Source organism: Ruegeria sp. BB7 (assembly GCF_056539365.1).
Genome location: NZ_JBQFUV010000001.1, coordinates 218,833 through 244,449 on the forward strand (window position 1 = coordinate 218,833; position 25,617 = coordinate 244,449).

Here is a 25,617-nt window from a genome sequence, read left to right on the forward strand (position 1 = left end):
TTCGCCTATCGACTCAGGACTTGTGCAGTTAAGGGAGCCGAACAACCAAATATGTAACGAGGAACGACTCTGTTGAAAACGAGCAAAATTTCAATCGTAGCAATCATTTCCATGACGGCGGGAATTGCCAGTGCCCAGGATTTTCGCGGGGCGGCGACTTTGGGATACGGACACTCTTCCGTTTCCGACGGCGGCGGTGACTCCGGTACTTTCACTGGCGACGCAACCGGAACTCTGAGCTTTGACAACGGTCTGCACTGGGGTTTGGACGCCAAGTACTACTATGTCGACCCAGATGATGCGTCCGGCGACGTGACAGTTTGGGATCTGGGAACCACATTGAACTATCAGTTCAACAGTGGCGGTGTTCTGGGCGGTTACCTTGACTATGCAGATGCCGAACTGGATACGGGGCTGGGCTTCGACCTATCCACCGACATTACTTCTTATGGTATTTCCGGCGGCTACGTCGCCGAAGGCGTCGGGGTCGAGGCATGGATCGGCGAAAGCACGACATCGCCCAGTTTACCCGGCGGCGCGGATTGGACCGATATCGGCGCTCTGTTTCGGTATCAGCTATCGGATAGTGCGGCATTCGGCGGGCATTATGTTCGCAGCGAAATATCTGGGAGCGGCGCAGATCTTGATTTGTACAGTATCGGTCTGGGTGGATACTATCAGTTTGCAAGTGGCTGGGGCACCTATGCTGGCCTCGTCCATCAATCGTTCAGCGATCTTGACACGGACCTCACCACATTCGGCTTAGGCGTTGACTATAACCTGCTTGAGATCAGCCCAATTCCAGCTCAATTTTCCTTGGAATTGGCTAGAACCGACATTGATGTTGCCGGTACCAGCGGTGATATCGACACAATCCGCGTTGGCCTGACCTTCCCGCTTGGGGATCGCAGTGCGGCTACACCTCTCAACAGTGTTGCGCGTGCAGCCATGGCCCCGCGTCACAATGCTCTGACAACGTTGACAGATACTGCCTTCTGAAGCTCGGGCACTTTATAAGAACGGCTTAAGACCCCGCCCCTTTGGGCGGGGTTTCTCTTTGCGCAAGTTCCGGGTCGAATGGATTTATCCAAGTTGCGAGAACGAGGCATGGCAAAACAAAAACATCTTTCCCCAAAAGCATGGGCCGAGCTTCTTTTGCTGGGCTTGATCTGGGGCGCTTCGTTCGTGTCGATCCGGATAGCTCTGGATACGCTCCCTGTAATGACCTCAGTATTCCACCGCGTATTTTGGGCAATGCTGGTGCTTTGGCTGGTGGTTTGGATTCAAGGGCTTCGTGTGCCGACCAGTCCCCGTGTGTGGCTCGCGTTCGGAATCATGGGCCTGTTAAACAACGTAGTCCCATTTTCCTTAATGGCCTGGGGGCAGCTCTACATAGAAACCGGCCTGACCTCGATCTTGAACGCAATGACGGCCATATTCGGCGTTATCACCGCCGCGATTTTGTTCAAGGATGAACGCCTGACACCTCTACGCGCTGCAGGGGTTGGACTAGGGTTTCTCGGCGTCGCCATCGCCATTGGGATCAAAAACTTCACCACATTCAACCTGCAGAGCGCGGCTCAACTGGCCATTATCGCCGGTGCGATTTCTTACGCCTTGGCCGGAGCTTGGGCGCGTGTGAAATTCTCCGACATGCCACCCGTTGTCGCCGCCGCCGGGATGTTGACGGCATCGACCGTGCAAATCCTGCCCATCACACTTCTGGTCGATGGTGTACCCCAGTTGGACTTGCCCATGATCACATGGGCCGCAATCGGCTATTACGCACTGATCGCCACAGCCGGAGCGTATCTGCTGTACTACCGGGTTCTTGCCATGGCTGGTGCAGGAAACCTATTGCTTGTCACATTGGTCATTCCTCCTGTTGCCATCGTACTGGGCGCGGTATTGCGAGATGAGACCCTGCCCCCACAAGCCTATCTGGGCTTCGCAATTCTCGCTCTGGGGCTGCTGATCCTTAACCGCGCGGGTACACGCGATTGACGCGGACCTCTGCCCGATTTAGCTAGGTCGGAAAAAGGGATAGCGGACGATGATCTACGGCTCGGCAAAAGACTGGCGCGATGCGGCGCGGAAAAAGGTGCTGTTCTTCGGCATGTCGGGGCTGGGAAAGACCTATGTATCCAACGTCTTGCGCGACTCGGGTGACTGGTTCCACTATTCTATCGATTACCGCATCGGCACCCGCTACATGGGTGAATACATCGCCGATAATGCCAAGGCCGAGGCGATGAAAGTCCCGTTTCTGCGCGATCTTCTTCTGTCTGACTCGATCTTTATCGGATCAAACATCTCGTTCGAGAATCTGACCCCCGTTGCCTCCTATTTGGGCAAGCCCGGAAATCCGGCTATGGGCGGCCTGGAACTGCCAGAATACCGCCGCCGGCAGGAACAGTTCCGCCAGGCAGAAATTCATGCTCTGCTGGACACCGAGTACTTCATTGATCGCGCGCAGCACCTGTATCAGTACCCGCACTTCATCTGCGATACCGGCGGTTCGATCTGCGAATGGGTCGATCCGAATGATCCCACCGATCACGTACTGTCCGAACTGTCCAGTCGGACGCTGATGATCTGGATCAAAGGGGATGAGGACCACACCGCCGAACTGGTCCGTCGGTTCGACAAAGCCCCCAAACCGATGTCCTATCAGCCCGAATTCCTGACCCGTGTTTGGGACGACTACCTAACCCAGAATGCCTGCCGGGCCGAGGATGTAGACCCCAACGCCTTTATCCGCTGGACCTATGCGCAGGCTCTTGCACACCGTCAGCCGCGTTATCAGGCGATGGCGGACAACTGGGGTGTCACTGTAACCGCGGACGATATGCACAACGTCCGTGATGCTGGGGATTTCGATGAGTTGATCGAACGCACCCTTGAGACCAGCGCCAAGCGCGCTTAATTACCGCCTCTACACTGTAACTCCAAAGGCTTGCACCTGATGCCAATCAAGATTCCTTCCGACCTGCCCGCATTTGACGTTCTCTCGAAAGAGGGCGTCTCGGTCATGGCCGAGGATCAGGCAATGCGTCAGGACATCCGCCCCCTGCGCATCGGTTTGCTGAACTTGATGCCCAAGAAGATTCAGACTGAAAATCAGTTCGCGCGTCTGATCGGAGCGACTCCACTGCAGATCGACCTGTCACTAATCCGCATGACGGAACATCGCACCAAGAACACTGCTGCTGAACATATGGCTGAGTTCTATCGTCCCTTTCAGGAGGTGAAGGACGAAAAGTTTGACGGCCTGATCATTACCGGGGCGCCAATCGAGCATCTGGAATTCGACGCCGTTACCTATTGGAACGAAATGCGCGAAGTCTTCGAATGGACGCAGACAAACGTACATTCAACGTTTGGCGTGTGCTGGGGCGGAATGGCTATGATCAACCATTTCCACGGCGTTAAGAAACACATCCTAGATGCCAAGGCTTTCGGCTGCTTTCGTCACGTGAATCTGGACCCGGCTTCGCCGTTCCTGCGTGGATTCTCGGATGATTGTGTCATCCCGGTAAGCCGGTGGACCGAAATGAAACAAACTGAGATCGATGCCGCAGACGGTCTGGTGACTCTGCTGGGCAGTGAGGATGTTGGCCCCTGTCTGGTCGAAGATACGGCGCATCGTGCGCTCTATATTTTTAACCATTTCGAATATGACAGCGATACGCTGAAGCAGGAATACGATCGGGACGTAGCCAATGGTACGCCAATTAACGTACCAATGAACTACTATCCGGACGACGATCCGACCCAGACACCACAGAACCGTTGGCGCAGCCATGCGCATCTTCTCTATGGAAACTGGATCAGCGAGATATATGGCACCACGCCCTATGACATTAGCCGGATCGGAATGGAAAAAACCGACCTGAGGGCCTGAACTGGTGATGCGCGCTGGCCTCATCGCTTTGACCCTTCTGGTTTTGCTCTGGGCCATCGCCATCTGGCGCGCCGGTCGAAATGAGGCCCGCGCCGAGGCTGCTTTTCCCCCCGAAGGTCTGATCATCGATGTCAATGGCATTCCGGTGCATGCGGTCGTGATGGGCGAAGGCCCTGACGTTGTTCTGATCCATGGATCCAGCGGGAATACACGTGACATGACCTTTGCGCTGGCCCCGATCCTGGCCGAAAATTTCCGTGTAATCGTGTTCGATCGCCCCGGCCTAGGCTACAGCGGCAGCTTTAACCCCGATGGGGAAACTATTGAAGAACAAGCAGATATCCTGCAAAAAGCCGCCGAAAAACTGGGCGCTGAAAAACCCATCGTAGCTGGGCAAAGTTATGGCGGGTCTGTCTCGCTTGCCTGGGCTGTAACGCGGCCTGACAATATCTCTGGCCTGGTTCTGATCGCCGCTGCTGCGATCCCGTGGGAGACACCTCTGGACGGGTTCAACAAGATGGCTGCGACCTCGGCGGGCAAGGTCGCAGCCCTGCCCTTGGTCACTGCGTTTGTTCCCGAATGGTATGTTGAAAAGGCGCTGGACCGGGTGTTTGCACCTCAGACCGCGCCCGAAGGTTATGCCGATCACTTCGGTCCGGGTCTGACCATTCGAAGAAGCTCGATGCACGCCAATGCCAAGCAACGCGCAAACCTGCTGGAAGAGGTTCGCGCTTTGCAGCCGCGCTATGCAGAGATCACCGTTCCGACTGAGATCGTTCACGGCACCGATGACGACACTGTGGGCTTGGGCTGGCATTCCCACCGGCTGGTCGAACAAATCCCCGGTGCCGAACTGATCGAACTGCCCGGAATTGGGCACATGCCGCAAGTTGTGGCCGCCCCTGAGGTCTCTGCCGCCATTATACGTGCGGCGGAGCGAGCGGGTTTGCGTTAATCCCACGGCTAATCCATAGTAAGTTATGGATTTTATGACGAGGTAACCTATGGCCCGCACCGAAAAAGGTTCCATCGAAAAGTACTACAGGAATGACGCCCCGGAAGAGGTGCGTTCGGCCATCAAGAAGTCGGATAAGGACGACATTCTGAACCCAACATACCCTTACGACGAACGCATGAAACGTAAGGACTATGAAAAAGAGATGGAAAAGCTGCAGATAGAGCTGGTCAAGCTGCAGTCTTGGATCAAGGAAACCGATCAGCGCATCGCGCTTATTTTCGAAGGTCGAGACGCGGCGGGAAAAGGCGGCACGATCAAACGTTTCCGTGAAAACCTTAACCCTCGCGGCGCACGAAACGTGGCCCTTAGCAAACCCTCGGATACTGAGCGAAGCCAATGGTACTTTCAAAGGTACATCCCGCATCTTCCAGCCGCGGGCGAGATCGTGTTCTTTGACCGGAGTTGGTACAATCGTGGCGTTGTCGAAAACGTATTCGGGTTCTGCACTGCCGAGCAACGTGAGCATTTTTTCCGGCAGGTTCTGCCGCTCGAGACTGGTCTGGTCAACGACGGGATCATACTTTTCAAATTCTGGCTCAACGTCGGACAGGCGGAGCAGTTGAAACGGTTTCTGGCGCGTGAAGGTGACCCATTAAAGCATTGGAAACTCAGCCCAATCGACGTGGCTGGTCTAAGTAAATGGGACGAATATAGCCAGTCGATCTCGGAAACCCTGACCCGCAGCCACTCGGAACACTGCCCATGGACGATTGTGCGGTCAGATGACAAGAAACGAGCGCGCCTAGCAGCTATTCGTACGGTTCTGCATGCGCTCGACTATGACGAAAAGGACGAGAATGCGATTGGCCCCAACGATCCAAATATCTGCGGTGGGCCAGAAATCTGGGAATCATGATCAGCAGTGGACGAATACCACAGCGCGAATTATGTCATGAATTCTGAACACTTAAACAACAAAGGCAACTGAAACAGGAATGACGAAACGCGGGTATCACCACGGGAACCTGAAACAAGCTCTGATCGAAGCAGCCCTGTCTTTGATCGAGAAAAAAGGCCCGACTGGTTTTACCCTGTCCGAAGCTGCAAAAACCGCAGGTGTTACCCCTGCCGCAGTCTACCGGCATTACCATGGGCGCGAAGATCTGATCGCCGAAGCCGCGCGCCAAGGGTTTGAGATGTTCGCAGACCTAATGCAATACGCCTATGACAAGGGTCAGCCCTCGGCCCTGGCTGCGTTCGAAGCAACGGGCCGCGCCTATCTCGCCTTTGCCCGCAAGCACCCAGGCCATTACATCGCCATGTTCGAAAGCGGCATCTCCGTTAACCGAACACCCGAATTGGCGCTGGCCGCTAGCCGCGCAAAGGGCGTGCTGGAGAAGGCCGCAGCCGATTTGTCACAACATATACCGCCCGAGAAGCGCCCACCCGCTTCGATGTTCAGCGCCCATATCTGGGCAATGAGCCACGGTGTTGTTGAGCTATTCGCTAGAAATACCGGCGCAAGCTCGCCATTTCCGCCAGAGGATTTGCTCGAGACCGGTATCGGTATTTATCTGCGGGGGTTGGGTTTGGTCCCACAAGACGACTGATATTCAAAATCTGGACACGGGCTGCGGGGCGCTCAGACCCGATGTAACATTGATAAGCTCCATCTCGCCCATTCCTTTGATTTCCACACGCCCAAGATCAGAAACCTGAAATTCATCGATCAGAGCATATTTCATCTCTTCCGGTGCAACGATTTTCATTGGGTTAGCAAATACTTGCAAGCGTGAAGCGATGTTCACCGCCGGGCCAAACACATCATAAACGTATTTCTGTATTCCAACCACAGATCCAACCGCTGCTCCTGTGCCCAACCCTATCCTAGCCTGCCATTTGTGTGGATGGCTTTCGTTGCGTCGTTCCAGATACCGCAGAAAGCGAACCGCACAATGGGCAACCGCAGTCGCGTGATCCGGTGTTGGGTCAGGCATACCAGACACCGCCAAGTAGGCATCGCCAATGGTCTTGATCCGCTCGCAGCCGAATTGTTCGACAATGCGGTCAAAAGCCGTGAAGATGTCGTTCAATTCACTCAGCGTGACGGTTGGGTCGGTTTTTGCCGCAAAATCGGTGAAACCAACAAAATCCAACATCACCACCGACACTTGATCATAAAGTTGTGGCGTGACCACGCCAAAGCTTTTGAACTCTTCGTAGACGGCCCGCGGCATTAGATTCAGCAATAACCGCTCGACGCGTTCTTTTTCACGCTCCAACTCTCGCGTATTGCGCTCGACCATAGTCGAGTAGCTGTCGATCATACTTTCAAGCTCACGGATGCGGGTGATGTTCTGGCATTCAACAACCAGAACCTGTTCGGTCAATCCGTTCGCCAGCGATACCGCCGTCGCAAATATCAACGTTCTGCGTTTCGGCTTAATCTGTAACTCGACTGAGTATCTAAGCCCCGATTGCTTGACATCGTCTAATTCGCGAGCGTCCAGCGAGGGAAGAATATCCAACAACGTCTGACCTTCTGTCGGAGTACCAAACCACTCGGCAAAAGGCCCGTTGTGGAAAACGAAGGTCAGGTCCGAAGCCCGCACAACCGCCACGCCGACGCCGATCGCACGCAGCAATTGTTCATTTATCGCAAGAATACTCATGCCGCATCTCTCGTAACAATGATTGCCCTCTTTGATTCAATGGCTTGCATGGCAATTTTTATGTGGCCGTCCTCCATCCCGTGCATAGACAAGGCTTCGGCGAACAGTTCCGCCATCTCATCGAAATCAGCATGAGAGATATTCAGATGGCGGTGCACAGCTTCAATTCTTTCATCACTGAAAGACGCTGGCCCACCAACCAGAGAAGAGACAAATTTGGTCTGATGATCGATCAGGCGCGGCATATCGATGTCTTCAAAATGGCCACCGATCTGATCGGAATCCAAAGCCATTTCGTAGAAAGTCATTACGATCCGGCTTATCGTTTTGAATCCACCATATCTTTCGTAAATTGTCTGACCCACACCGCGCACCCAAGCTTTAACTACAAATAACACTGCGAGCTTATATCAAACTGACAGTTTTGTTAACGCTTATAAGTAGTTTAGCAGGACTCGGGCCACAGGAGCCCTTCCAAAGTGAAGTAAACGTACCAAAGAGTTACGTTGTAAGGGCATGGAACTAAGAACAAATGCGCCCGGCGCCAAGTGCCAGTTTGTAGTAGGCACTTCCTAACTGCCTTTCGCAGTCGCGGCAGGAGGGGTGGTCACCCCTCCTGCTGATTAGATCAGGTGCTGATCGTGTTGTGCTCAGGTCCATAGGGGAAGCCTGTAATGTTTTCTGCACCGTCTTCTTTGACTACCAGAATATCATGCTCGCGATAGCCGCCGGCGCCCTTTTGACCTTCCGGAATCCACAGCATCGGCTCGATTGAGACGACCATGCCGGGCTCCAGAACCGTATCAATATCTTCGCGCAGTTCCAGACCAGCCTCGCGCCCGTAATAGTGACTGAGAATGCCAAACGAATGACCATACCCAAACGACCGGTACTGCAGCAGCCCCTCATCCGCGAAGAAGCGGTTGATCTCTTCACAAATGCCAGAGCACGTCGTGCCAGGTTTAATCAGGTTCAAGCCTAACTCGTGTGCGGCGACGTTGGCTTTCCAAATACGAAGGCTTTCGGCGTCTGGCTCACCGAGGAACAAGGTTCGTTCCAGCGCAGTATAATAACCCGAGATCATCGGGAACGTATTCAGCGACAGGATATCGCCCTTTTGCAGCGCGCGCTTGGTGACCGGGTTATGTGCACCGTCGGTGTTTAGGCCAGACTGGAACCAGACCCACGTGTCACGGTATTCGGCGTCTGGGTAGGCGCGCGCGATCTCTGCCTCCATCGCGTCGCGACCGGCCATTGCGATATCGATCTCGGTCGCGCCTTCTCGGATCGCGGCGTGAATGGCCGCGCCACCCACATCGGCGGTCCGTGCACCCCCCTTGATCAGCTCGATCTCTTCCGCAGATTTCACCATGCGCGCGGCCATTGTGTCCGGTGCGATATCCACCAATTCCGGCCCACCCAGCATATCCAGCGCGGTGTCACGCATCGCTAGTGTCATGTGATCACCTTCGATTCCCAGCCGTCCCGCCGAGCCAATAAGGTTGGAAACCGCGCGCCAGTAATTGTTCCGTTTCCAGTCGGTGTAGATGACGTTCTCTTCGACCGAGCGCCGCCAGGGCTGACCTGCATCGATATTGGCTGAAACGGTCGTGCAGGCATCCTGCGTCACAACACACCCATACGGACGGCCAAACGAACAATACAGAAAACCCGAGTAGTAGGCGATGTTGTGCATCGACGTAAGCAACACAGCCGGAATATCCCGCGCTGCCATGGTCGCGCGCAGGCTAGACAGACGCCGGACGTATTCCGCCTTGCTGAACGGCAAAGGCGCTTTGTCACCATTGTGGCAGGTGAAGTACTCGGGGCGGTTATTTAGATCAGTCATATCGGTCTCTCCTCAATGCCGGACAGGCATCGCCCGGCCACAAGCCCCGGCGTTCAGGACAAGCGGCCTCGGGAACCGAGAGCCATGCACCCCAAGCTACGTCACGACGCCATCGTGACTGGGGTGCATAGTGAAATCGCTAAATCAGCTTTCGAGTCGCGTCAAGACGGGCTGAGCCCCCGCAGGCGTTCGGACCGACGCCGCAGCAGTTCGACCGTCGTCAGCAGCGCGATTGAGATCACAACAAGGATTGTCGCAACTGCCAGAATAGTCGGGCTGATCTGTTCCCGCAGGCCAGTGAACATCTGCCATGGCAGCGTCTTCTGGCTGGCCGAGCCAACGAACAGAACCACCACCACCTCGTCAAACGAGGTGATAAAGGCAAACAGCCCGCCCGAGATCACCCCCGGCAGGATAAGCGGCATCTGAATCTTGAAGAAGGTCCGCACTGGCCCTGCCCCCATATTCGCCGCAGCCCGCGTCAGCGACTGGTCGAACCCGACCAGCGTTGCCGTCACCGTGATGATCACAAATGGAATCCCCAGAACCGCGTGGGCAAGGACAACTTTGATATAGCCCACAAAGTTCTTGTCCATGCCCAAGGTTCCTTCAAGGAAGCGCCCGATGTCACTGTAGAAAAAGAACATACCGGTGGCGGAAATGATCAGCGGCACAATCATCGGCGAGATCAGAATGCCCATGATCGCCCGACGGCCTGGCACATGAGACTGGCTAAGCCCGATGGCGGCCAGTGTTCCCAGCGAGACTGAGATAACGGTCGCAATTGGAGCGATGATCAACGAGTTCTTGAAGCTTCGCTGCCATTCATTGTTGGTAAAGAAGTCACGGTAGTGCTTCAGCGAATAGCCTTCGGGGTCGAGACGCAGCATCTCGGGTGTAAAGGTAAAGAAGTCCTGCGCGTTGAACGAAAGCGGCAGAACCACAAGGATGGGCGTGATCAGGAACACGAAGATCGCTCCGCAAATCACTCGGAACAGATAGTGCTCAAACACCTGGCTGCCCGTCAGGTACGGCAAGAGTTTTTGGCGGTAGCGTCCTTCGTATAACCAGAAGATGAAGAACGCAAAGAACCAACCGGACAGTAAGCCCACGATCAGCCCGGTGAACCCGGCAAAGAAAAACCCGACCGCTCCCAAGCCCAGAATGGTGATCCAGCGCGCGACGCCTTCATTATCAAGCACCGTGATATAGACCCACGCCAGCGCCGCCATCAAAGCTGCACCTACCAGGATGCCAAGCAGGACACTGCCCTGACCGGCCCCTACGAACATGCCGAGGAATCCTCCCGCGGCTGCGACAGTGGGCAGAACCATCGACAACGGTTTGCGGGAAATTGGTGTAAGTGCTGCCATGATCTTTATCCCAGTTTCACGTTATCGATGCCCACGATTTTGTCGTAACACCAGTACAGAAGCATAACGACTGCCAATAGGATCGTCCCCAGCGCCGCGGCGAGCCCCCAATTCAGCGAGGACGAGATGTGGTACGCAATCCGGTTCGAGATGAAGACACCCTTTGTTCCGCCTACGATTTCAGGCGTGATGTAGTAACCAATGGCCAGAATGAACACGAGGATCGACCCCGCCCCGATACCGGGGATAGATTGCGGGAAGTAGATCCGCCAGAAGGTTGTCCAGTTGGTCGCCCCCATCGACTTGGCCGCGCGGGTATAGGACTGCGGGATCGTCTGCATCACCGAATACATCGGCAGGATCATGAATGGCAGCAGGATATGCGTCATCGCAACGATCGTACCGATCTGATTGTTGATGATCACAAGCCGGGCATCATCCGCGACCAACCCAAGCCAAACCAGCGTTTCGTTGATAACACCTTGTTGCTGCAACATCACTTTCCAAGCTGATGTTCGCACCAGAAGCGAAGTCCAGAATGGCAACAGCACCAATATCATCAACATGTTCGAAACTCGCATCGGCAATGTCGCCAACAAATAAGATACCGGATAGGCCAGCAGAATACAGGATGCGGTTATAATCAGCGACATAAACAATGTCCGGCCGAACAGCTTTACAAGAATCTGCTTTTCTTCTGGTTGCGCAGCTACACCATCAGGCGTCAGCCTCAGGTCAACTGCGGCCAGGAAATAACCGGGCGTCACGTTGCGGGAGTGGGTCTTGATCACACGCCAGTTTTCGACATCTCCCCACCCTTTATCCGCATCAATAAGTTTTTCCTTGAACGGCGCATCCGCTTCGGGGTCCCATTTCCTGATCTTGCGACCGGTTTTACGGAACAGTGACGAAATACCCGGTTCTTCGTAGTTCAACCGCGATCCCAGCCGAGTGTGCTTCTTTTCGGATACTGCAACGATCATGTCGCGGACAAAGGCGTCGTAAACGGCCTCGTCCGGCAATTCGCCGCTTTTTTCATCCCAGGTCTCCAGCGCCACGACCGTCAGAGGCAGCGTCTTTTCCACGATGCCGTTTTCCACCGAACGGAACAGCATCGACGCAATCGGAATAATGAACGAGAACAGGACGAACAGAAGAAGGGGCGCAATCAGTAACAGAGCGCGCAACTTTTGCCGTCGTAGTGAACGTGCCAGAGATTGCTTGAGCGGCGTTCCATCCGCTGCCAGCATCGGTCCTGCGTTTTGGCTTGCGTCAGTCATCAGTGCCCCTTGGTTTTATCGGGTCAAGGGGCAGCGGACCGCCCCTTGACTGGTTTTGGAACTCAAACGGTTACTGTGACAGCCAAGCCTGGAACTGTGCGTCCAGATCATCGCGGTAGTCAGCCCACCATTCGTAGTTGTTCACAAAGGTGTTCTCTGCGTTGTTCGGATCGGTCGGCATATGGGGCGCCATGTCGATACCCAATTCAGCATGCTGTCCGACCAGCGGAGCCGAGGACTTACGCGCCGGACCGTACGAGATGTACTTGGCCTGATCCGCCAGTCTCTGGGTGTCGGACGAGAACCGGATGTAGTCCAGAGCGCGGGCTTCACGCTCGGGGCTGAGGCCAGCGGGAATTGCCCAGCCGTCCAGATCGAACATCTGCCAATCCCAGGCCATGCCAACAGGCTGGTTCTGCTCGGCAATCATCGAGAACAGACGGCCATTATAGGTCGATCCCATGAAGATCTCGCCATCAGCCAGCAGTTGCACGGGTTCGGCCGCTGCCGACCACCAGATCGTCTGATCCTTGATCGTGTCCAGCTTGGCCAGAGCGCGCGCTACCCCTTCTTCAGTTTCCAGAGTGTCGTACACATCTTCATAGGCCACGCCATCGCAAAGCAGCGCCCATTCCATATTGGCAACGGGGCGCTTGTTCAGTGCGCGCTTACCCGGATACGTCTCAAGGTCGAACACATCACATGCGCCGGTCGGTGGCTCTACGCCTTCCGGAACCATATCAGTGCGATAGCCGAAGGTTGTCGAAAAGACGATAGTGGGAATGTAGCAGGGCGAGACCAGCTGATCACCAAAATCCTCAGACGCCGGTGTACCATCAGGCGCAGGGGCCAGATGCACGTCTGGGTCAATTTCAATGATCAGACCTTCGTCGCACGCACGGATATTGTCAGCCGCTTCAAGGTCAACAACGTCCCATGTGACGTTGCCCGCTTCGTTCATGGCCCGCAACTTGGCAACACCTTCGGGTGAGCTGTCGTCGTTCAGGATGGTGACGCCTGTCTTTTCAGTATAGGGCTCGTGATACGCTTTGAGCTGCGACTTGGAATATGCACCGCCCCAAGAGACGATCGTCATCTCTTCGGCCATTGCACCGCCAGCAATTGCAGCAACTGCACTGGCAAGCAGAGTGGATTTAGTCACTTTCATAGTTAACTCCCTGTTTAACCCGTTATTTTTGCATTTTGAGACCGGATCACGGGCAACCCGATCATCTGAGTGTCCCGCGTGCCCGGGCGGGCCGCACGGGAAATCTATGGCTCAGGCGTCCAGCGCCCGGCAGTCTTGGGCCAGCCAGCCGATTTCGACTTCCTGACCTGGACGCAGTTTGACCGCATCCGGCGCGTTCCGAGTTTTGATGATAAAGTCATCGTTCCCCGCCACAGACAGGCGGAAACGGAACACGTCGCCCATGTAAATGAATTCTTTTACCGTTGCCTTCAGCGTATGCGCATCAGCATGCAACCGGTCTTTGTTGAACTCCACCCGCTCTGGGCGAATAGATACCTTTGTACGTTCACCTGCGTTGTGTACGTTGACCGGCTTGGCGTCGATCTCAGACCCATCGTCCAGCGTCACAACACAGGAATCTCCATCAATTGATTTAACAACGCCTTCCAGTGTGTTGTTTTCACCGATGAATTGAGCAACAAAACTGTTTTCGGGTTCTTCGTACAGAAGATCAGGTGGTGCCAATTGCTGAATACGTCCATCATCGAACACAGCAACCCGATCAGACATTGTCAGGGCTTCGGTTTGGTCGTGGGTTACATAAACCGTGGTAATCCCCAACTCATGCGCCAGACGGGTGATTTCAAACTGCATATGTTCACGCAGTTGCTTGTCCAGCGCGCCCAACGGTTCGTCCATCAAAACAAGTTCGGGTTCAAACACTAGTGCCCGCGCCAGCGCGATCCGCTGTTGCTGGCCACCCGATAGCTGGGCCGGACGGCGGCTACCAAACGCGCCCATCTGCACCATGTCCAACGCACGCTTGACCTTCTCTTCGCGCTGATCTTTGCCCATCTTCCGCACTTCCAGCGGGAATGAGAGGTTCTCAGCCACAGTCATATGCGGAAATAGGGCGTAGTTTTGAAACACCATCCCAATTCCACGTTTATGCGGTGGGATGTTGTTGATCGGACGCCCGTCCAACATTATTTCTCCATGCGTGGCGGTTTCAAAGCCGGCCAGCATCATCAAGCAAGTTGTCTTACCGGAACCTGACGGCCCCAGCATTGTCAGAAACTCACCCTTGGGCAGTGATAGGTTTAAATCTTTTACAACGAGTACTTCGCCATCATAGGACTTTTGGACACGCTGAAACTCGACGAACGCTGCGTCATTTGACATATACCGACTTGGCTCCCTGTGGTCTTTTGTTTGTCCGGTTTATCCGGATCTAAACGACCTATTGGCACCATTTAAGGACACGCGAGGCGCAGCACGCAACCAAAATATGTCGGTTGGATGACAATTTTTGAATCAAGGGCCCGACCTTTAGGTATGGTTCAGCTTCCTCATGTGCCAAGCAAGGCTTTGATTACTTGACAGAACAGGCTTGTTCAGGCGCTTTTTTATTTCGGGGATTGCATCAAAAGTTCTTATATTAGTGCAGCTTATAAAAACAGCTTCAACCAATGGATCAGCACCAAGTTTAAGTGCTGCTTCAACGATTGAGCTTTTAGAAATACGCACAACTTTCGATTCTTCCGCCTCTCCGAACGAGCCGAAAACGTCCATCGACACTCCGTTTTCTGCAAAAGCCCGGCGTAACGGCTCGTTCACTTCCTCGATATACGGCGACAGCAGCGCAAATTTCGACACCCCCAGATGCGCGGCACAAGCGGAGGCCGCACGCAACGGGTTCGTGACCACTGCGGCTTGGCACGTCTTTTGAACCATCCGCTCAACCTGTGTTGAGCCGATAACCGAACTGGCCGAAGTACACCCGTAGCCGACAACCTTGTATGGGCGTATCTTGGGCAACAAATCCGCAGCCGCAGGCAGGGCTTTTTCCATTTCTGTCAGCGTATCCGTCGTAACCTCTGTTCCGCTTGGAATGCGCGAGACATAGATCGGGCATCTCCGGTCGGCAAAATAGGCGTTGAATTCGGGTTCAATGGTTTCGTCTGTCTGCAACACAATCAGGCCCATAGGCGACGCGGCAGGATCATCTTCGTCCAGCGTATAAGGCAGATAACTCATATCTGGGGCAACTCCGTTCCCACGCGAGGGCTGATAAAACGTGCCCCTCCTTTGGTGATGACTATGTTTTCTTCGTGAACAAGTATTTTATCTCCGACCGCGATGCCCGGCTCAAGCGTCAGAACCATTCCTTCTTCCAAAACCGTATGGTCAGTTGGGATCAACGACGGCCATTCAGTCAGCGACATCCCCAACCCATGCCCCAATCGGCCCGCACCTGTGTCTTCGCTGTTACGCGACAGGATCGTGTTCATGACGTGAAACAGGTCTGCCGCCGTCTTTCCCGAGCATGCAGCGTCAAATGCGGCGTCTGATGCTTCGATAAGAGTAGCGTAGGCGTCGCCGACCTCGGCATTGGCGGGCCCGACTGACCAATTGCGATCATAGTCACAAAAATATCCATCCCACACCAGACCAGTGTCCAGCATCAGCACATCACCCGGTTTCAACGCTGTTGCGCGGGCCGGAGAAATGACGTCTGTATAGCCGCCCTGTTCTGCACCTCCTGCAAGATAAGGCACCCAGTCGGCACCTTCCTCAAGGCACAACATCTGAAATCGGCGAAAGATCTCGTCCAGATTCGCACCTTCATTGGCAATCTCAGGGACGCGTTGAAAAGCCCTCCCGGCAATGGTGCAGGCAGTTTCGATCTTGGCGATCTCAGCTGGGGATTTGACCATCCGAAGCGTGCGGAGAATACCGTCGTCACTTCCCAACCGACGGTTTCCAAGGCGCTTTTGAAGCTGCTGAAGGTCAGACAACGGCATGCGGACATGGGTCTCGTGCCCATCAGGCAGACCAATTAACGCGTCTGAAGGACAGATTTCACACAAGGCTTCAGCCAGCAGGCTGACTCCATCGTCAGTCAGATCCGGGGCACTCCATGTACGGATGTCATCGACCCAGGTTTGAGCCATCAGCGCTGATCCGATCGAGGGAATGACTGCGATCGGTTTTCCAGTCGCCGGAACAATCAGAAACCACGGACGCGTCGGGCTTTCCCAAAACCGGGTCAGATATCCGGTAAAATAGCGAACCTCGGGTTCAGTGGTCAGCAATAGGGCGGACAGCCCCGCCTGCCCCATACGGCGTTGCGCACGGCCGAGCCGAGACTTGAACTCAGAGGCGTCGAAACCCCTCATTCCGCGACCTCGGAAAGGAAACACAGAACGCGGGATTCTGGACCGATGCCCAGAGTTTTACGTACTTCCGAATTCATAACCGCCGCGACGCCTGCCCCACCAGACGCAGTTGTGGCAATGCCTGCTGACGCCATCGCGGAAAGGTGCTCGGTCACTTGCGGATCTGTCAGGGTCAGGAAGCTGTCAGCATCTCGTGCTAGCCCATTTAAGGCAATCAGAGACGGCTCTTTGCAATCGAGCCGCCCCATGACGCTGTCGGGGCCATCGGCAAAAACACAGGCTCCAGCCTCTATGCTCGCCTGCAAGGCAGGTGCTGCGTCCGGTTCAACCACGACGATCTGTGGCTCGTCCCCCCAAATTTTGCGCACATAGGCAGCGACAGCACCAGCCAGCCCGCCGACACCGGCCTGCAACATGATATGGGTTGGCTTTTCCGGGCATTGCCGAATGGCCTCAGCGGCCATCTGCAAATACCCCTCCATCAGTGTATACGGCAGCTCATAGTACCCTTCCCACGAGCTGTCCGATAACAAAATCCATCCGTTGTCCTGCGCCGCTTTCTCGGCACCGTTCATGCTGGCTGCATAATCCGTACCGCACCGTACAACCTGCGCATTTTGTGCCCGCAATCTGTCGGCAAAGCTCTCAGGCACAGTTTCAGCAATGTAGACCACCGCGTCTGCACCGAATATCCGCGCACCTGCGGCGACGCTCATCCCATGATTGCCCGCACTGGCAGTTACATAAGTGCGCCCTGACAAAGTCGCACTGTCCGGATTTTCGGAAATATCTGCTGCATGACGTGCAATGACATAGGCTGCCCCCAGCGCCTTGAACGAGCCAAGATTCATTCGGCCACGTTCATCCTTTACCCAAAGCGCGGCGACATCTGCCAAGCCATCGACCGACAGCAATGGTGTCTCAGCCGCAGTCGGGCATTGATTTAACAGATCGGCCACACGGCCTGCATCGGTCGAAGGGTACGGCGCGGCCTCAATCAGCTTTTGGCCACCGCGATGAGGGTTGGATATTATCTTCAAGTGAGCGTCTTTCCTGAGTTACGCATTGACGTGATCGTATTCCTCAAGTTCTGTCAACAAATCTCGGTCACCACAGGAGCCAGCCATGCCTCACACCGACCCGGCCTTCAGCCGATCTGAATACGACAGGCGGCTCGCGAAGACACGCGCCGCCATGGCCGCTGCTGATTTGGACGCACTGTTTATCGAAGATCCCTCCAACATGGCATGGTTGACCGGGTATGAGGGCTGGTCGTTTTACGTTCATCAGGGTGTTTTGGTTCTACATGACCGGGACCCAATCTGGTGGGGCCGAAACCAGGATGCCAACGGTGCAAGGCGCACAGTTTGGATGTCAGATGACCGAATTCACGGTTATGCAGACCACTTCGTGCAATCTACTGTCCGCCATCCCATGCAAGACCTAGCAGCCCTGATCCGCGATTGCGGGTTGGCTTCGCGCCGGATCGGCGTTGAATTGGACAACTATTATTACTCGGCCAAAGCCCACCTGACTTTGTTGGCAGAGCTACCGCAGGCCGATTTGGTTGATGCCAATGCACTGGTGAACTGGCAGCGGGCGGTGAAATCCGATGAGGAAATCGCCCTGATGCGAAGGGCTGCCCGTATCTCAGAGCATATGATGGACGGCGCGTTGGAAAGGATTGAACCTGGCCTGCGAAAAAACGAACTGGTCGCACAGATTTACCATGACGCGATTTCAGGCTTGGGCGATGACTGGGGCGACTATGCAGCTATCGTTCCTCTGCTCCCTTCGGGGACGGATGCAGCCGCGCCGCATCTGACATGGAATGGTGCGCCTTTGAAATCCGGTGAATGCACATTCTTTGAGCTGTCCGGTTGCTACCGCCGCTATCACGCACCGTTCTGCCGGTCGGTCTTTCTGGGTCAGCCGCCCGATTATCTGCGCCGGGCCGAAGCCGCATTGGTCGAAGGGCTAGAAGCCGGACTGGACGCAGCCCGCGCGGGCAATCAGGCGCGCGACATCGCATTGGCGCTGGCTGCGCCGCTGGAGCGCGCCGGGATCGAACGCGGCGCGCGGTGCGGTTATCCGGTGGGTCTCAGCTATCCACCCGATTGGGGAGAGCGCACCATATCCCTGCGACCCGAGGATGAGACCGTTCTGGAACCCGGCATGACCTTTCATTTCATGCCCGGCCTCTGGATGGATGACTGGGGTCTCGAGATTACCGAATCGATCCTGATCACCGAAACCGGACCCGCCGATTGTTTCTGCAATCGGCCCCGCAGTTTATTCGTAAAATCATGACCCTAATCAAAACGACTGAAATCCTTGCGGACCTGATCGCCTTTGAAACAGTCTCTGCCGACAGTAACCTTGAAATCATCTGTTATCTGACCGAACGGCTTGAGGCGCTGGGCGCGCGGTGCATCGAAACGCAGGATGCGACCGGAAAAAAGGCGAATGTATTTGCAACGCTGGGGCCGGACATGCCCGGCGGCATTCTGCTGTCCGGCCACACGGATGTGGTTCCGGTGGCCGATCAGGATTGGACCACAAACCCGTTTCAAATGACTGAACGGGATGGTCGGCTGTATGGTCGCGGCACCTGCGACATGAAGGGGTTCATCGCCGCCGCGCTGGCATTTGCCGAGACACTGTATATCAGCAAGCTGACCCAACCTCTGCATTTTGCCTTTACCTATGACGAGGAAACCGGCTGCTTGGGCGCTCAGAACCTTGTAAACGATCTGTCCGAACGCGGCATCGTGCCGGACATCGCCATCATCGGCGAGCCGACCGAAATGCGGGTGATCGAAGGGCACAAGGGTTGTTTCGAATACACCACCAGTTTCGTGGGACTCGAAGGGCACAGCTCGGCCCCTGACGATGGTGTTAACGCTGCGGAATACGCGGCGCGCTATATCGGCAAGCTGCTGGAATTACGCCATATCCTGAAATCGCGCGCGCCAAAGGGCAGCCCGTTTGAGCCGCCCTGGACCACGGTCAATGTCGGGCGCATCTCGGGCGGCGTCGCCCATAATGTCATCGCCAGCAAGGCCGAAGTTGCGTGGGAAATGCGCCCGGTTCAATCGAGCGATGCTGAGCTGGTCCGAAATACCCTGTCGGATTACGTGCAACATACCTTGTTGCCCGACATGCAGGCGGTTCACCCGGAGGCCAGCATCACGCAGGAAGCGGTGGCCGAGGTCGAGGGCCTTGAACCCATGGACGAAAACGCCGCGCGCGAGCTTGTGGCTGAGTTGACCGGCGCCAATGGCACCGGCGTCGTTGCCTTCGCCACCGAAGCCGGGCTGTTCCAGCAATTGGGCATACATGCAATTGTTTGCGGGCCAGGCTCGATCACGCAGGCGCACAAGGCGGATGAATATGTCGAGATCGAACAGCTCGATCTGTGCTGCCGGATGCTGAACCGTCTAGGCCGCCGCCTGATCGCTTAGCCAGTCCCATGTGTGCGATCATAAGCCGAGCGCGGCGGTTGAACATGCGCGGCGCGCGCGTCCTCACCCGGATCATAGACCTCCATCACCAGCGGATAACAGGCGGCAACGTCCGAGGAATGCTCGGATGAACAATCCCCACCGGGACAGGCAGAAAGACCCACGGTCAGGTCGATCTCGGCATAGAATTCAAGATAGTCGCCCGGACGCACCGGGCTGGCCTTCATGAAATACTGGCCGGTGTCGCGGGTGAAACCAGTGCACATGAACACGTTCAAAACGTCATGTACCAACATCTCGGCCTCGTGCAGCGGCAGATTGCAATGGCTGGCCAACGCGCGGGTCAGGTTGGAATGGCAGCAATAGTGGTAGTCATCGCCGGACAGCAGTCGACCCGTATAGGGGTCACAGCGCGTCCCGATCACGTCGTGAACTGAACCCCCAAAGGCATCGAACCCGTACCAGTCCAGCGTATCATCGACGACGGTCGCCATGGGGCGCATGTTGGGAAAGCTCGACCACATGCGATCCCCGGTCGACAGATGGGTGCCGTGCAGAGCGCGGGTTTTGCCGGAATAAAACCGCTCGGACAGGTCGTGCTTGTTCCACATGTTCAGATCGCCGACCTGCGGACCATCCACCGACACCACCCGAACAAACGCTCCCGCAGGCACATCTATGCAAGCGGCATCCCGCGGAGCGGCCACGGCTTCGGCGGTCTTCTTCGCGCCCTGCCGCAGCTTCGCCAGCGCGCTCAGGTCTGGCTGAACCAACGTCTCGGGTGGGTAGCAGATTACCGGCGCAACAGCCTTGCGTTCGCCGGCATCCGTGGGTGACGCGAAGTTCGGATTTTCCAGTTTCATGAACGCTCTCCCCTGCTTTTACACAGGCTTAGCGCATAATGAACGGGTTCGCCATCGGCTCTTGCGCGGTGCTTATCCAGGTGGTTTTGGTACGGGTATAGTCCAGGATCGCCTCGACCCCGGCCTCACGCCCATAGCCGGACTGATTGAACCCACCGAAGGGCGCTATCGGGGAAATCGCCCGATATGTGTTCACCCAGCAAATCCCGGCCTTTATCCGTTTCGACACCCGATGCGCGCGCGCCAGGTTCTGCGTGAAGATGCCCGAGCCCAAGCCATAAGGTGTGCTGTTCGCAAGCGCGATTGCCTCGTCCTCAGTGTCAAATGGCAGCAACGACATGACCGGCCCAAACATCTCGACCTTCAGCGTTTCAGTATCGGCTGAGGTGCATTCTACCAGAGTTGGTGTCATGTAGTTGCCCGGACGATCCGCAGCCACCCCGCCAAAACGGATAACCGCACCCTGCCCTTGTGCCTTCGCCAATGTCGTCTCGATCTTGCGCACTTGGGCAGCCGTGCACAGCGGACCAACATGCGTATCCGATTGCAGAGGGTCGCCCAGACGAATTGCGCTGGCTTTCTGCTCGATACGCTCAATCAGTGGCTTCAAGATCGACCGATGCACCAAACCGCGCGTCCCCGCCACGCAGCTTTGGCCAGACGCACCAAAGTTACCTGCGATCAGGCCATTGGCTGCACCGTCCAGATCGGCGTCCTCAAACACCAGGATTGGGGACTTACCGCCAAGCTCCAGTGAGGTAACCGCAAAATTCTCGGCCGAGTTTCGCACCACATGCCGCGCGGTCTCTGGCCCTCCGGTAAAGGCGATCCGGTCGATATGCGGGTGGCGGGTCAACGGAATGGCGCAGTTCTCGGCATCCCCGGTGATGACCGAAACGACGCCGGGCGGAAACCCGGCCTGTTCGATCAGGCGTGCAAATTCCAACATCGGTGCGGGCGCGATTTCCGAGGCTTTCAGCACAACGGAACACCCAGCCGCCAACGCCGGGCCCAGCTTGGTGGCCGTCAGGAACATCTGCGCATTCCACGGCACAATGGCGGCGACGACACCGATAGGTTCGCGGGCTGTGAACACGTGCATGTCGGGTTTGTCGATGGGTAGAACCGTTCCTTCGACCTTATCCGCCAATCCGGCAAAATAGCGGTAGTAATCGGCCACATAACCTGTTTGCGCCGATGTTTCCGCAAGCAGTTTGCCGCTGTCCGTGGTTTCAAGCTCACCAAGCCGAGCAGCATGTTCAGCCACCAGATCAGCCAGACGGTACAATAGCTTACCGCGCGCAGTTTGCGTCATATCCCGCCACTCCGGGTCATCCAGCACGCGCTTGGCAGCCGCAACGGCGCGATCGACATCCCCGGCAGACGCGCAAGCAAAGGTAGCCCACCCTTGCCCGGTCGCAGGATTTTCTGACGTCATGATCTGAGCATTTGACCCCTCGGACCATTCTCCATCAATGAACAGTTGAAAATGCGGAAGGTTTCCCATGGTGATCCTCACTGAAAGGCTGGCATAACGTCGTCGATGAACCGCGCCAGTGAGGCGCGCTTGCGGTCGTTTGTCATGCCGCTGTCGACCCAAAACGAAAACTCGTCATAGCCCAGATCTTCGTAGCGTTTGATCCGGTCAATCACCTGCTGCGCCGTCCCGACAGTCAGGTCCCGGCCCAGCTTCTCGGTGGTGTACATCGGATTTGCGTCCATTTCCTCGGGCGAGATCGGTTCGATCAACCCCTGCTGAATGGGTCGCTTGTTCAGGAACCAAGCGCCGAAGTAATTGTAATAGCGCCGCAAATCTTCGACCCCCTGCGCCACATCGGCGTCGTCTTTGCCGACATAGGTGTGGTGCAGCAGCATGATCTTGGGGCGCGGCCCGGCATAGCTGGCGCAGGCATCGTTGAAGCGGCCCATCAGCGTCTCGATCTCTTCCATCCCCTGCCACAGCGGCGTGACCTGAATGTTAAAGCCGTTATGCACTCCGAATTCGTGGCTGTTGGGGTCGCGCGCCGCGATCCAGATTGGCGGGCCACCGTCCTGCAGCGGTTTCGGCGCCGAGGTCGTCGCCGGGAACGCATAAAACTCGCCTTCATGCGCACAGTCACCCTGCCAAATCTTTGGCAGCAAAGGCGTGGTTTCGCGCATCTTTTGCCCCGCTTCCCACGCGTCCATGCCCGGCGCCAAGCGCTCGTATTCAAAGGAATAGGCCCCACGTGCGATGCCCAGTTCAATCCGGCCCTTGGTAATCTGGTCCGCCGCCGCGGCTTCTCCGGCCAGCTTAATGGGATGCCAGAACGGCGCGACCACTGTCCCGGTGCCCAAACGGACATTCTTCGTGTGATGCGCCAGATCGACAAGGGACAGGAACGGGTTCGGAGCAATAGTAAACTCCATCCCGTGATGCTCACCTGTCCAGACAGCACGCATACCGCCCTCATCGACCATTTTCACCAGACCGACGAACTCATCGTAGAGCACGTCATGGGGCTGATCGGGCGTCAAACGCTCCATATGCGCAAACAGAGAAAACTCCATCAATCGGCTCCTTTAGCGAAAGTTGTGAATGTCGCCGCGCTCGGCATCGCCCAGATACAGGGCGAAATCCCCTGTCTGGGCTTCGCGCGCAAAGCGGGACATCATGTGGTGAATGCCTTTTGAGGCAAAGGTGAGATCGGGTAGGTCAGCGACGGATACCCATTCGGCTTGTTCAGGTGCCGGGTGCTGATCCGCAAGCGCAAGAAAGAACGTATAGTGCTGCTTGCTCTCGGCATCATTGAACGACGAGTAAACCTGTTCGATCCGGGCAAGAATCCCGCGTTTGACCAGCCCTTGCGCCAATCGGTTCCTTTGGCCACCGCGCTCTGCGCCGGAAATCTGGACCGGGCGGAAGGCATCGCCTTCTCGCTCAAGCAGCACCTTGTCGCCGGATGATATGATCGCGCCGCACACGGTCGGGACCTTGGCGTCCATTTCTCGCTCTAGTCCCAGGCTGAAATACGAACCGCCGACGTAGCCCAACCCGTCGCCAGCGGTGTGTGAGAACTCCAAGACACGACCGATCAGCACCGTGTGGTCGCCAGCCGGGATGGCTTGATGCGTTTCACAGCAGAACTGTGCGAGGGCTCCGTCAATCAGCGGCAGGTCATGCACGCCGATGCTATGAGCCACCTTAGCGAACCGGTTGCCCTTGTAACCGGCGAAGGTGTTCGACACTTCTTGCTGTCCTTCCGCCAGGATATTCACAGCAAAATGGCTGCATTCAGCAAAGACTTCATAGCTGGACAGAAACCTACCGGGGCATACCAGCAACATCGGGGGGTCAAGGGACACCGAAGAAAAGGAATTGGCTGTGAAACCGACAGGAGCGCCTGTCTTGTCACGGGCAGTCACGACGGTCACCCCGGTCATGAAGCTGCCAAAGGCATCGCGCAGGGCTCGTGGATCGAGTAAGGTCATGACAAACACTCCTGCAGAAAGCGCAATAGGATAGTGTTGACCTCAGCCGCGTGAGTCATCGGCATCATATGTGCTGCACCGGGGATGATCTCGGCCCGCCCCTTCGGCGTTAGCTTGGCCATGTCGCGTGACATTTGAGGGGTCGAGTTCGGCTCATCCGCACCGGTCAGGAACAAGGCCGGGCATGTGATCGCTGCCAGTTGCGCCTTAGTTGGGCCATCGCTTTCCGCAAAAACTGTATAGGCGGCCTTGTATGCGCGCGGGTCTACCTGTTGCAGCCACAGGGCGCAGGCGTCGCGTTCAGCCGACGTCTGATCTGCGAACCACCGTTGGAGCGTAACTGCGGGATCATTCGCGCGCTGTTCATCCAAGGCGTGTGCACGCGCTAAAACGGCTTGGCGCGCGGTTTCAGGTCGCTTGAAAATTCCGTTCAGGGCTGCAACGCCTTTGACATTTGGATTGCCCGACGCCGCGATGCGCAACGCAATCAGCGCGCCCATCGAATGTCCGACAAGAATGGCAGGCTCTTGCAAGCACGCGGTCACTGGTGCGGTATAGCCTTCCAGTCCATCCGGCACAAAAAACGATGCTTCGCCATGTCCGTTCATGTCCGGACACACAACACGGTATCCTCCGGACGCCAGCGCGTCGGTCTGCCCGCCCCAAGCCTCGGCCCGCAGACCGACACCGTGCAACAGAACAACCAGAGGCCCTGTGCCCGCTTCAATCGCGGTCAAACCGCCAAACTCAGACCGACGCCGGGTTGTCCACGTCATGACCCAGATCCTTCAAGTCTTGATACCGGTCCCCGATGCGATGATGAGGCCGGCCCGAAGTTGCACCGCCCAGTACTATGACCACCTCATCCGAACGCGGGGCATCGGGAATGGCGAATTGCAGCGTCAGGTAATGGGACCGGCGGCCTGCGTCGTTCTTGTCCATCAACGGCACCATGATCGGCGCGTTTGCGGAACCACGAGTGTTGGTAAAAGACAGATAGGATTTCGCCGCCACCGCCTGCCGGAAGTGATTGCCGAAATGCAGCGTGTGGATCAAGCCCGAGGCGTGCTCGACCTCGCCATCCAGCCCAACGACGGCGGCCTTGCCATAGGCTTCAATGGCATCACCGCTGCCCGCCAAAGCGATCATCCGGCGGGTAAGTTCTTCGCCCAGAATCGGGGCGAAGCTCAGAATCTCGGGCCGCAGATCTTCGACATAGCGGCCCGCCCACGGGTTCGACACCACTGCGGCCACAGCGAACATCCTCCACGGGCGCTCGGCCTTGCGAAATCCTTCGACCAGAACCTCTTCGTCATAGGTCACGATTTTCCGAATATTTGGCTCCACGAGCGCCCCCTCTTCTGTCGTTGACAAACTATCCTCGCCCAGGGGTCGCTTTGACAAACGAAAGAACT

At 56.3% G+C, this 25,617-nt stretch carries 25 protein-coding genes; 9 read left to right on the plus strand and 16 right to left on the minus strand.

From position 1 onward, the window contains the following. Positions 1 to 72: 72 nt before the first annotated feature. The 7 genes from ACR0D7_RS01135 to ACR0D7_RS01165 all read left to right on the plus strand — a co-directional run bounded on the left by ACR0D7_RS01135 (position 73) and on the right by ACR0D7_RS01165 (position 6,472). Positions 73 to 999: a porin gene (locus tag ACR0D7_RS01135; protein ID WP_480677378.1), complete on the plus strand. Its 927-nt coding sequence runs from the start codon at positions 73 to 75 to the stop codon at positions 997 to 999. Positions 1,000 to 1,107: 108 nt separating this feature from the next. Then, positions 1,108 to 2,004: a DMT family transporter gene (locus ACR0D7_RS01140; protein ID WP_480677379.1), complete on the plus strand. Its 897-nt coding sequence runs from the start codon at positions 1,108 to 1,110 to the stop codon at positions 2,002 to 2,004. Positions 2,005 to 2,053: 49 nt separating this feature from the next. Beyond that, positions 2,054 to 2,926 carry an ATPase gene (locus ACR0D7_RS01145; RefSeq protein ID WP_480677380.1) on the plus strand — a complete coding sequence of 291 codons (873 nt, stop codon included), beginning with the start codon at positions 2,054 to 2,056 and terminating at the stop codon, positions 2,924 to 2,926. Positions 2,927 to 2,965: 39 nt separating this feature from the next. Next, positions 2,966 to 3,904, plus strand: coding sequence for a homoserine O-acetyltransferase MetA (gene metA / locus ACR0D7_RS01150; RefSeq protein ID WP_480677381.1), 939 nt, complete (start codon positions 2,966 to 2,968; stop codon positions 3,902 to 3,904). A gap of 7 nt (positions 3,905 to 3,911) precedes the next feature. After that, the gene (locus ACR0D7_RS01155) at positions 3,912 to 4,859 is read left to right on the plus strand and encodes an alpha/beta fold hydrolase (protein WP_480677382.1); all 948 of its coding nucleotides are present in this window, start codon (positions 3,912 to 3,914) and stop codon (positions 4,857 to 4,859) included. A 49-nt stretch (positions 4,860 to 4,908) separates the two neighbouring features. After that, on the plus strand, positions 4,909 to 5,778 hold the full coding sequence (gene ppk2 / locus ACR0D7_RS01160) for a polyphosphate kinase 2 (protein ID WP_480677383.1): 870 nt from the start codon (positions 4,909 to 4,911) through the stop codon (positions 5,776 to 5,778). Between the two features lie 79 nt (positions 5,779 to 5,857). After that, a complete protein-coding gene (locus tag ACR0D7_RS01165) occupies positions 5,858 to 6,472 on the plus strand; it encodes a TetR/AcrR family transcriptional regulator (protein WP_170381323.1) in 615 nt (204 codons plus the stop codon). A 3-nt stretch (positions 6,473 to 6,475) separates the two neighbouring features. Here ACR0D7_RS01165 and ACR0D7_RS01170 read toward each other — a convergent pair whose 3' ends face one another. The 10 genes from ACR0D7_RS01170 to ACR0D7_RS01215 form a co-directional block, all read right to left on the minus strand. Beyond that, positions 6,476 to 7,534: an adenylate/guanylate cyclase domain-containing protein gene (locus ACR0D7_RS01170; RefSeq protein ID WP_480677384.1), complete on the minus strand. Its 1,059-nt coding sequence runs from the start codon at positions 7,532 to 7,534 to the stop codon at positions 6,476 to 6,478. Then, positions 7,531 to 7,932 (minus strand): group I truncated hemoglobin, encoded by a 402-nt coding sequence (locus tag ACR0D7_RS01175; RefSeq protein WP_480677385.1) that lies wholly within the window; start codon positions 7,930 to 7,932, stop codon positions 7,531 to 7,533. The genes ACR0D7_RS01170 and ACR0D7_RS01175 overlap by 4 nt, the downstream gene beginning before the upstream one ends. A 230-nt stretch (positions 7,933 to 8,162) precedes the next feature. Continuing rightward, the gene (locus ACR0D7_RS01180) at positions 8,163 to 9,383 is read right to left on the minus strand and encodes an aminopeptidase P family protein (RefSeq protein WP_480677386.1); all 1,221 of its coding nucleotides are present in this window, start codon (positions 9,381 to 9,383) and stop codon (positions 8,163 to 8,165) included. 161 nt (positions 9,384 to 9,544) lie between these two features. Continuing rightward, positions 9,545 to 10,756 (minus strand): ABC transporter permease, encoded by a 1,212-nt coding sequence (locus tag ACR0D7_RS01185; protein ID WP_480677387.1) that lies wholly within the window; start codon positions 10,754 to 10,756, stop codon positions 9,545 to 9,547. A gap of 5 nt (positions 10,757 to 10,761) precedes the next feature. Continuing rightward, entirely contained in the window at positions 10,762 to 12,036 is a 1,275-nt protein-coding gene (locus ACR0D7_RS01190) for an ABC transporter permease (protein ID WP_480677388.1), read from the minus strand. A gap of 70 nt (positions 12,037 to 12,106) precedes the next feature. Next, entirely contained in the window at positions 12,107 to 13,204 is a 1,098-nt protein-coding gene (locus ACR0D7_RS01195) for an ABC transporter substrate-binding protein (RefSeq protein WP_480677389.1), read from the minus strand. A gap of 111 nt (positions 13,205 to 13,315) precedes the next feature. Further along, positions 13,316 to 14,407, minus strand: coding sequence for an ABC transporter ATP-binding protein (locus ACR0D7_RS01200; RefSeq protein WP_480677390.1), 1,092 nt, complete (start codon positions 14,405 to 14,407; stop codon positions 13,316 to 13,318). Between the two features lie 147 nt (positions 14,408 to 14,554). Continuing rightward, positions 14,555 to 15,262, minus strand: coding sequence for a maleate cis-trans isomerase family protein (locus ACR0D7_RS01205; protein WP_480677391.1), 708 nt, complete (start codon positions 15,260 to 15,262; stop codon positions 14,555 to 14,557). Then, positions 15,259 to 16,404 (minus strand): M24 family metallopeptidase, encoded by a 1,146-nt coding sequence (locus tag ACR0D7_RS01210; protein WP_480677392.1) that lies wholly within the window; start codon positions 16,402 to 16,404, stop codon positions 15,259 to 15,261. The genes ACR0D7_RS01205 and ACR0D7_RS01210 overlap by 4 nt, the downstream gene beginning before the upstream one ends. Next, the gene (locus ACR0D7_RS01215; RefSeq protein WP_480677393.1) at positions 16,401 to 17,444 is read right to left on the minus strand and encodes a pyridoxal-phosphate dependent enzyme; all 1,044 of its coding nucleotides are present in this window, start codon (positions 17,442 to 17,444) and stop codon (positions 16,401 to 16,403) included. Before ACR0D7_RS01215 ends, ACR0D7_RS01210 begins: the two co-directional genes overlap by 4 nt. An 85-nt stretch (positions 17,445 to 17,529) precedes the next feature. On the opposite strand from ACR0D7_RS01215, the gene ACR0D7_RS01220 reads away from it, so the two are divergent. Beyond that, complete coding sequence (locus ACR0D7_RS01220) at positions 17,530 to 18,714, plus strand: M24 family metallopeptidase (protein ID WP_480677394.1); 1,185 nt, start codon at positions 17,530 to 17,532, stop codon at positions 18,712 to 18,714. Then, the gene (argE, locus tag ACR0D7_RS01225) at positions 18,711 to 19,868 is read left to right on the plus strand and encodes an acetylornithine deacetylase (protein WP_480677395.1); all 1,158 of its coding nucleotides are present in this window, start codon (positions 18,711 to 18,713) and stop codon (positions 19,866 to 19,868) included. Before ACR0D7_RS01220 ends, argE begins: the two co-directional genes overlap by 4 nt. Here argE and ACR0D7_RS01230 read toward each other — a convergent pair. The 6 genes from ACR0D7_RS01230 to ACR0D7_RS01255 are packed head-to-tail and all read right to left on the minus strand — an operon-like array spanning position 19,865 to position 25,549. Continuing rightward, complete coding sequence (locus tag ACR0D7_RS01230) at positions 19,865 to 20,731, minus strand: urea carboxylase-associated family protein (protein WP_480677396.1); 867 nt, start codon at positions 20,729 to 20,731, stop codon at positions 19,865 to 19,867. The two genes, argE and ACR0D7_RS01230, sit on opposite strands and share 4 nt — an antisense overlap. Positions 20,732 to 20,759: 28 nt before the next feature. Beyond that, the gene (locus tag ACR0D7_RS01235) at positions 20,760 to 22,238 is read right to left on the minus strand and encodes an aldehyde dehydrogenase (protein WP_480677397.1); all 1,479 of its coding nucleotides are present in this window, start codon (positions 22,236 to 22,238) and stop codon (positions 20,760 to 20,762) included. Between the two features lie 8 nt (positions 22,239 to 22,246). Further along, positions 22,247 to 23,281 (minus strand): LLM class flavin-dependent oxidoreductase, encoded by a 1,035-nt coding sequence (locus tag ACR0D7_RS01240; RefSeq protein WP_480677398.1) that lies wholly within the window; start codon positions 23,279 to 23,281, stop codon positions 22,247 to 22,249. A gap of 12 nt (positions 23,282 to 23,293) precedes the next feature. After that, complete coding sequence (locus ACR0D7_RS01245) at positions 23,294 to 24,202, minus strand: flavin reductase family protein (RefSeq protein ID WP_480677399.1); 909 nt, start codon at positions 24,200 to 24,202, stop codon at positions 23,294 to 23,296. Next, complete coding sequence (locus ACR0D7_RS01250; protein WP_480677400.1) at positions 24,199 to 24,978, minus strand: alpha/beta fold hydrolase; 780 nt, start codon at positions 24,976 to 24,978, stop codon at positions 24,199 to 24,201. Before ACR0D7_RS01250 ends, ACR0D7_RS01245 begins: the two co-directional genes overlap by 4 nt. Continuing rightward, complete coding sequence (locus ACR0D7_RS01255) at positions 24,950 to 25,549, minus strand: amino acid synthesis family protein (protein WP_480677401.1); 600 nt, start codon at positions 25,547 to 25,549, stop codon at positions 24,950 to 24,952. Before ACR0D7_RS01255 ends, ACR0D7_RS01250 begins: the two co-directional genes overlap by 29 nt. Between the last annotated feature and the right edge of the window lie 68 nt (positions 25,550 to 25,617).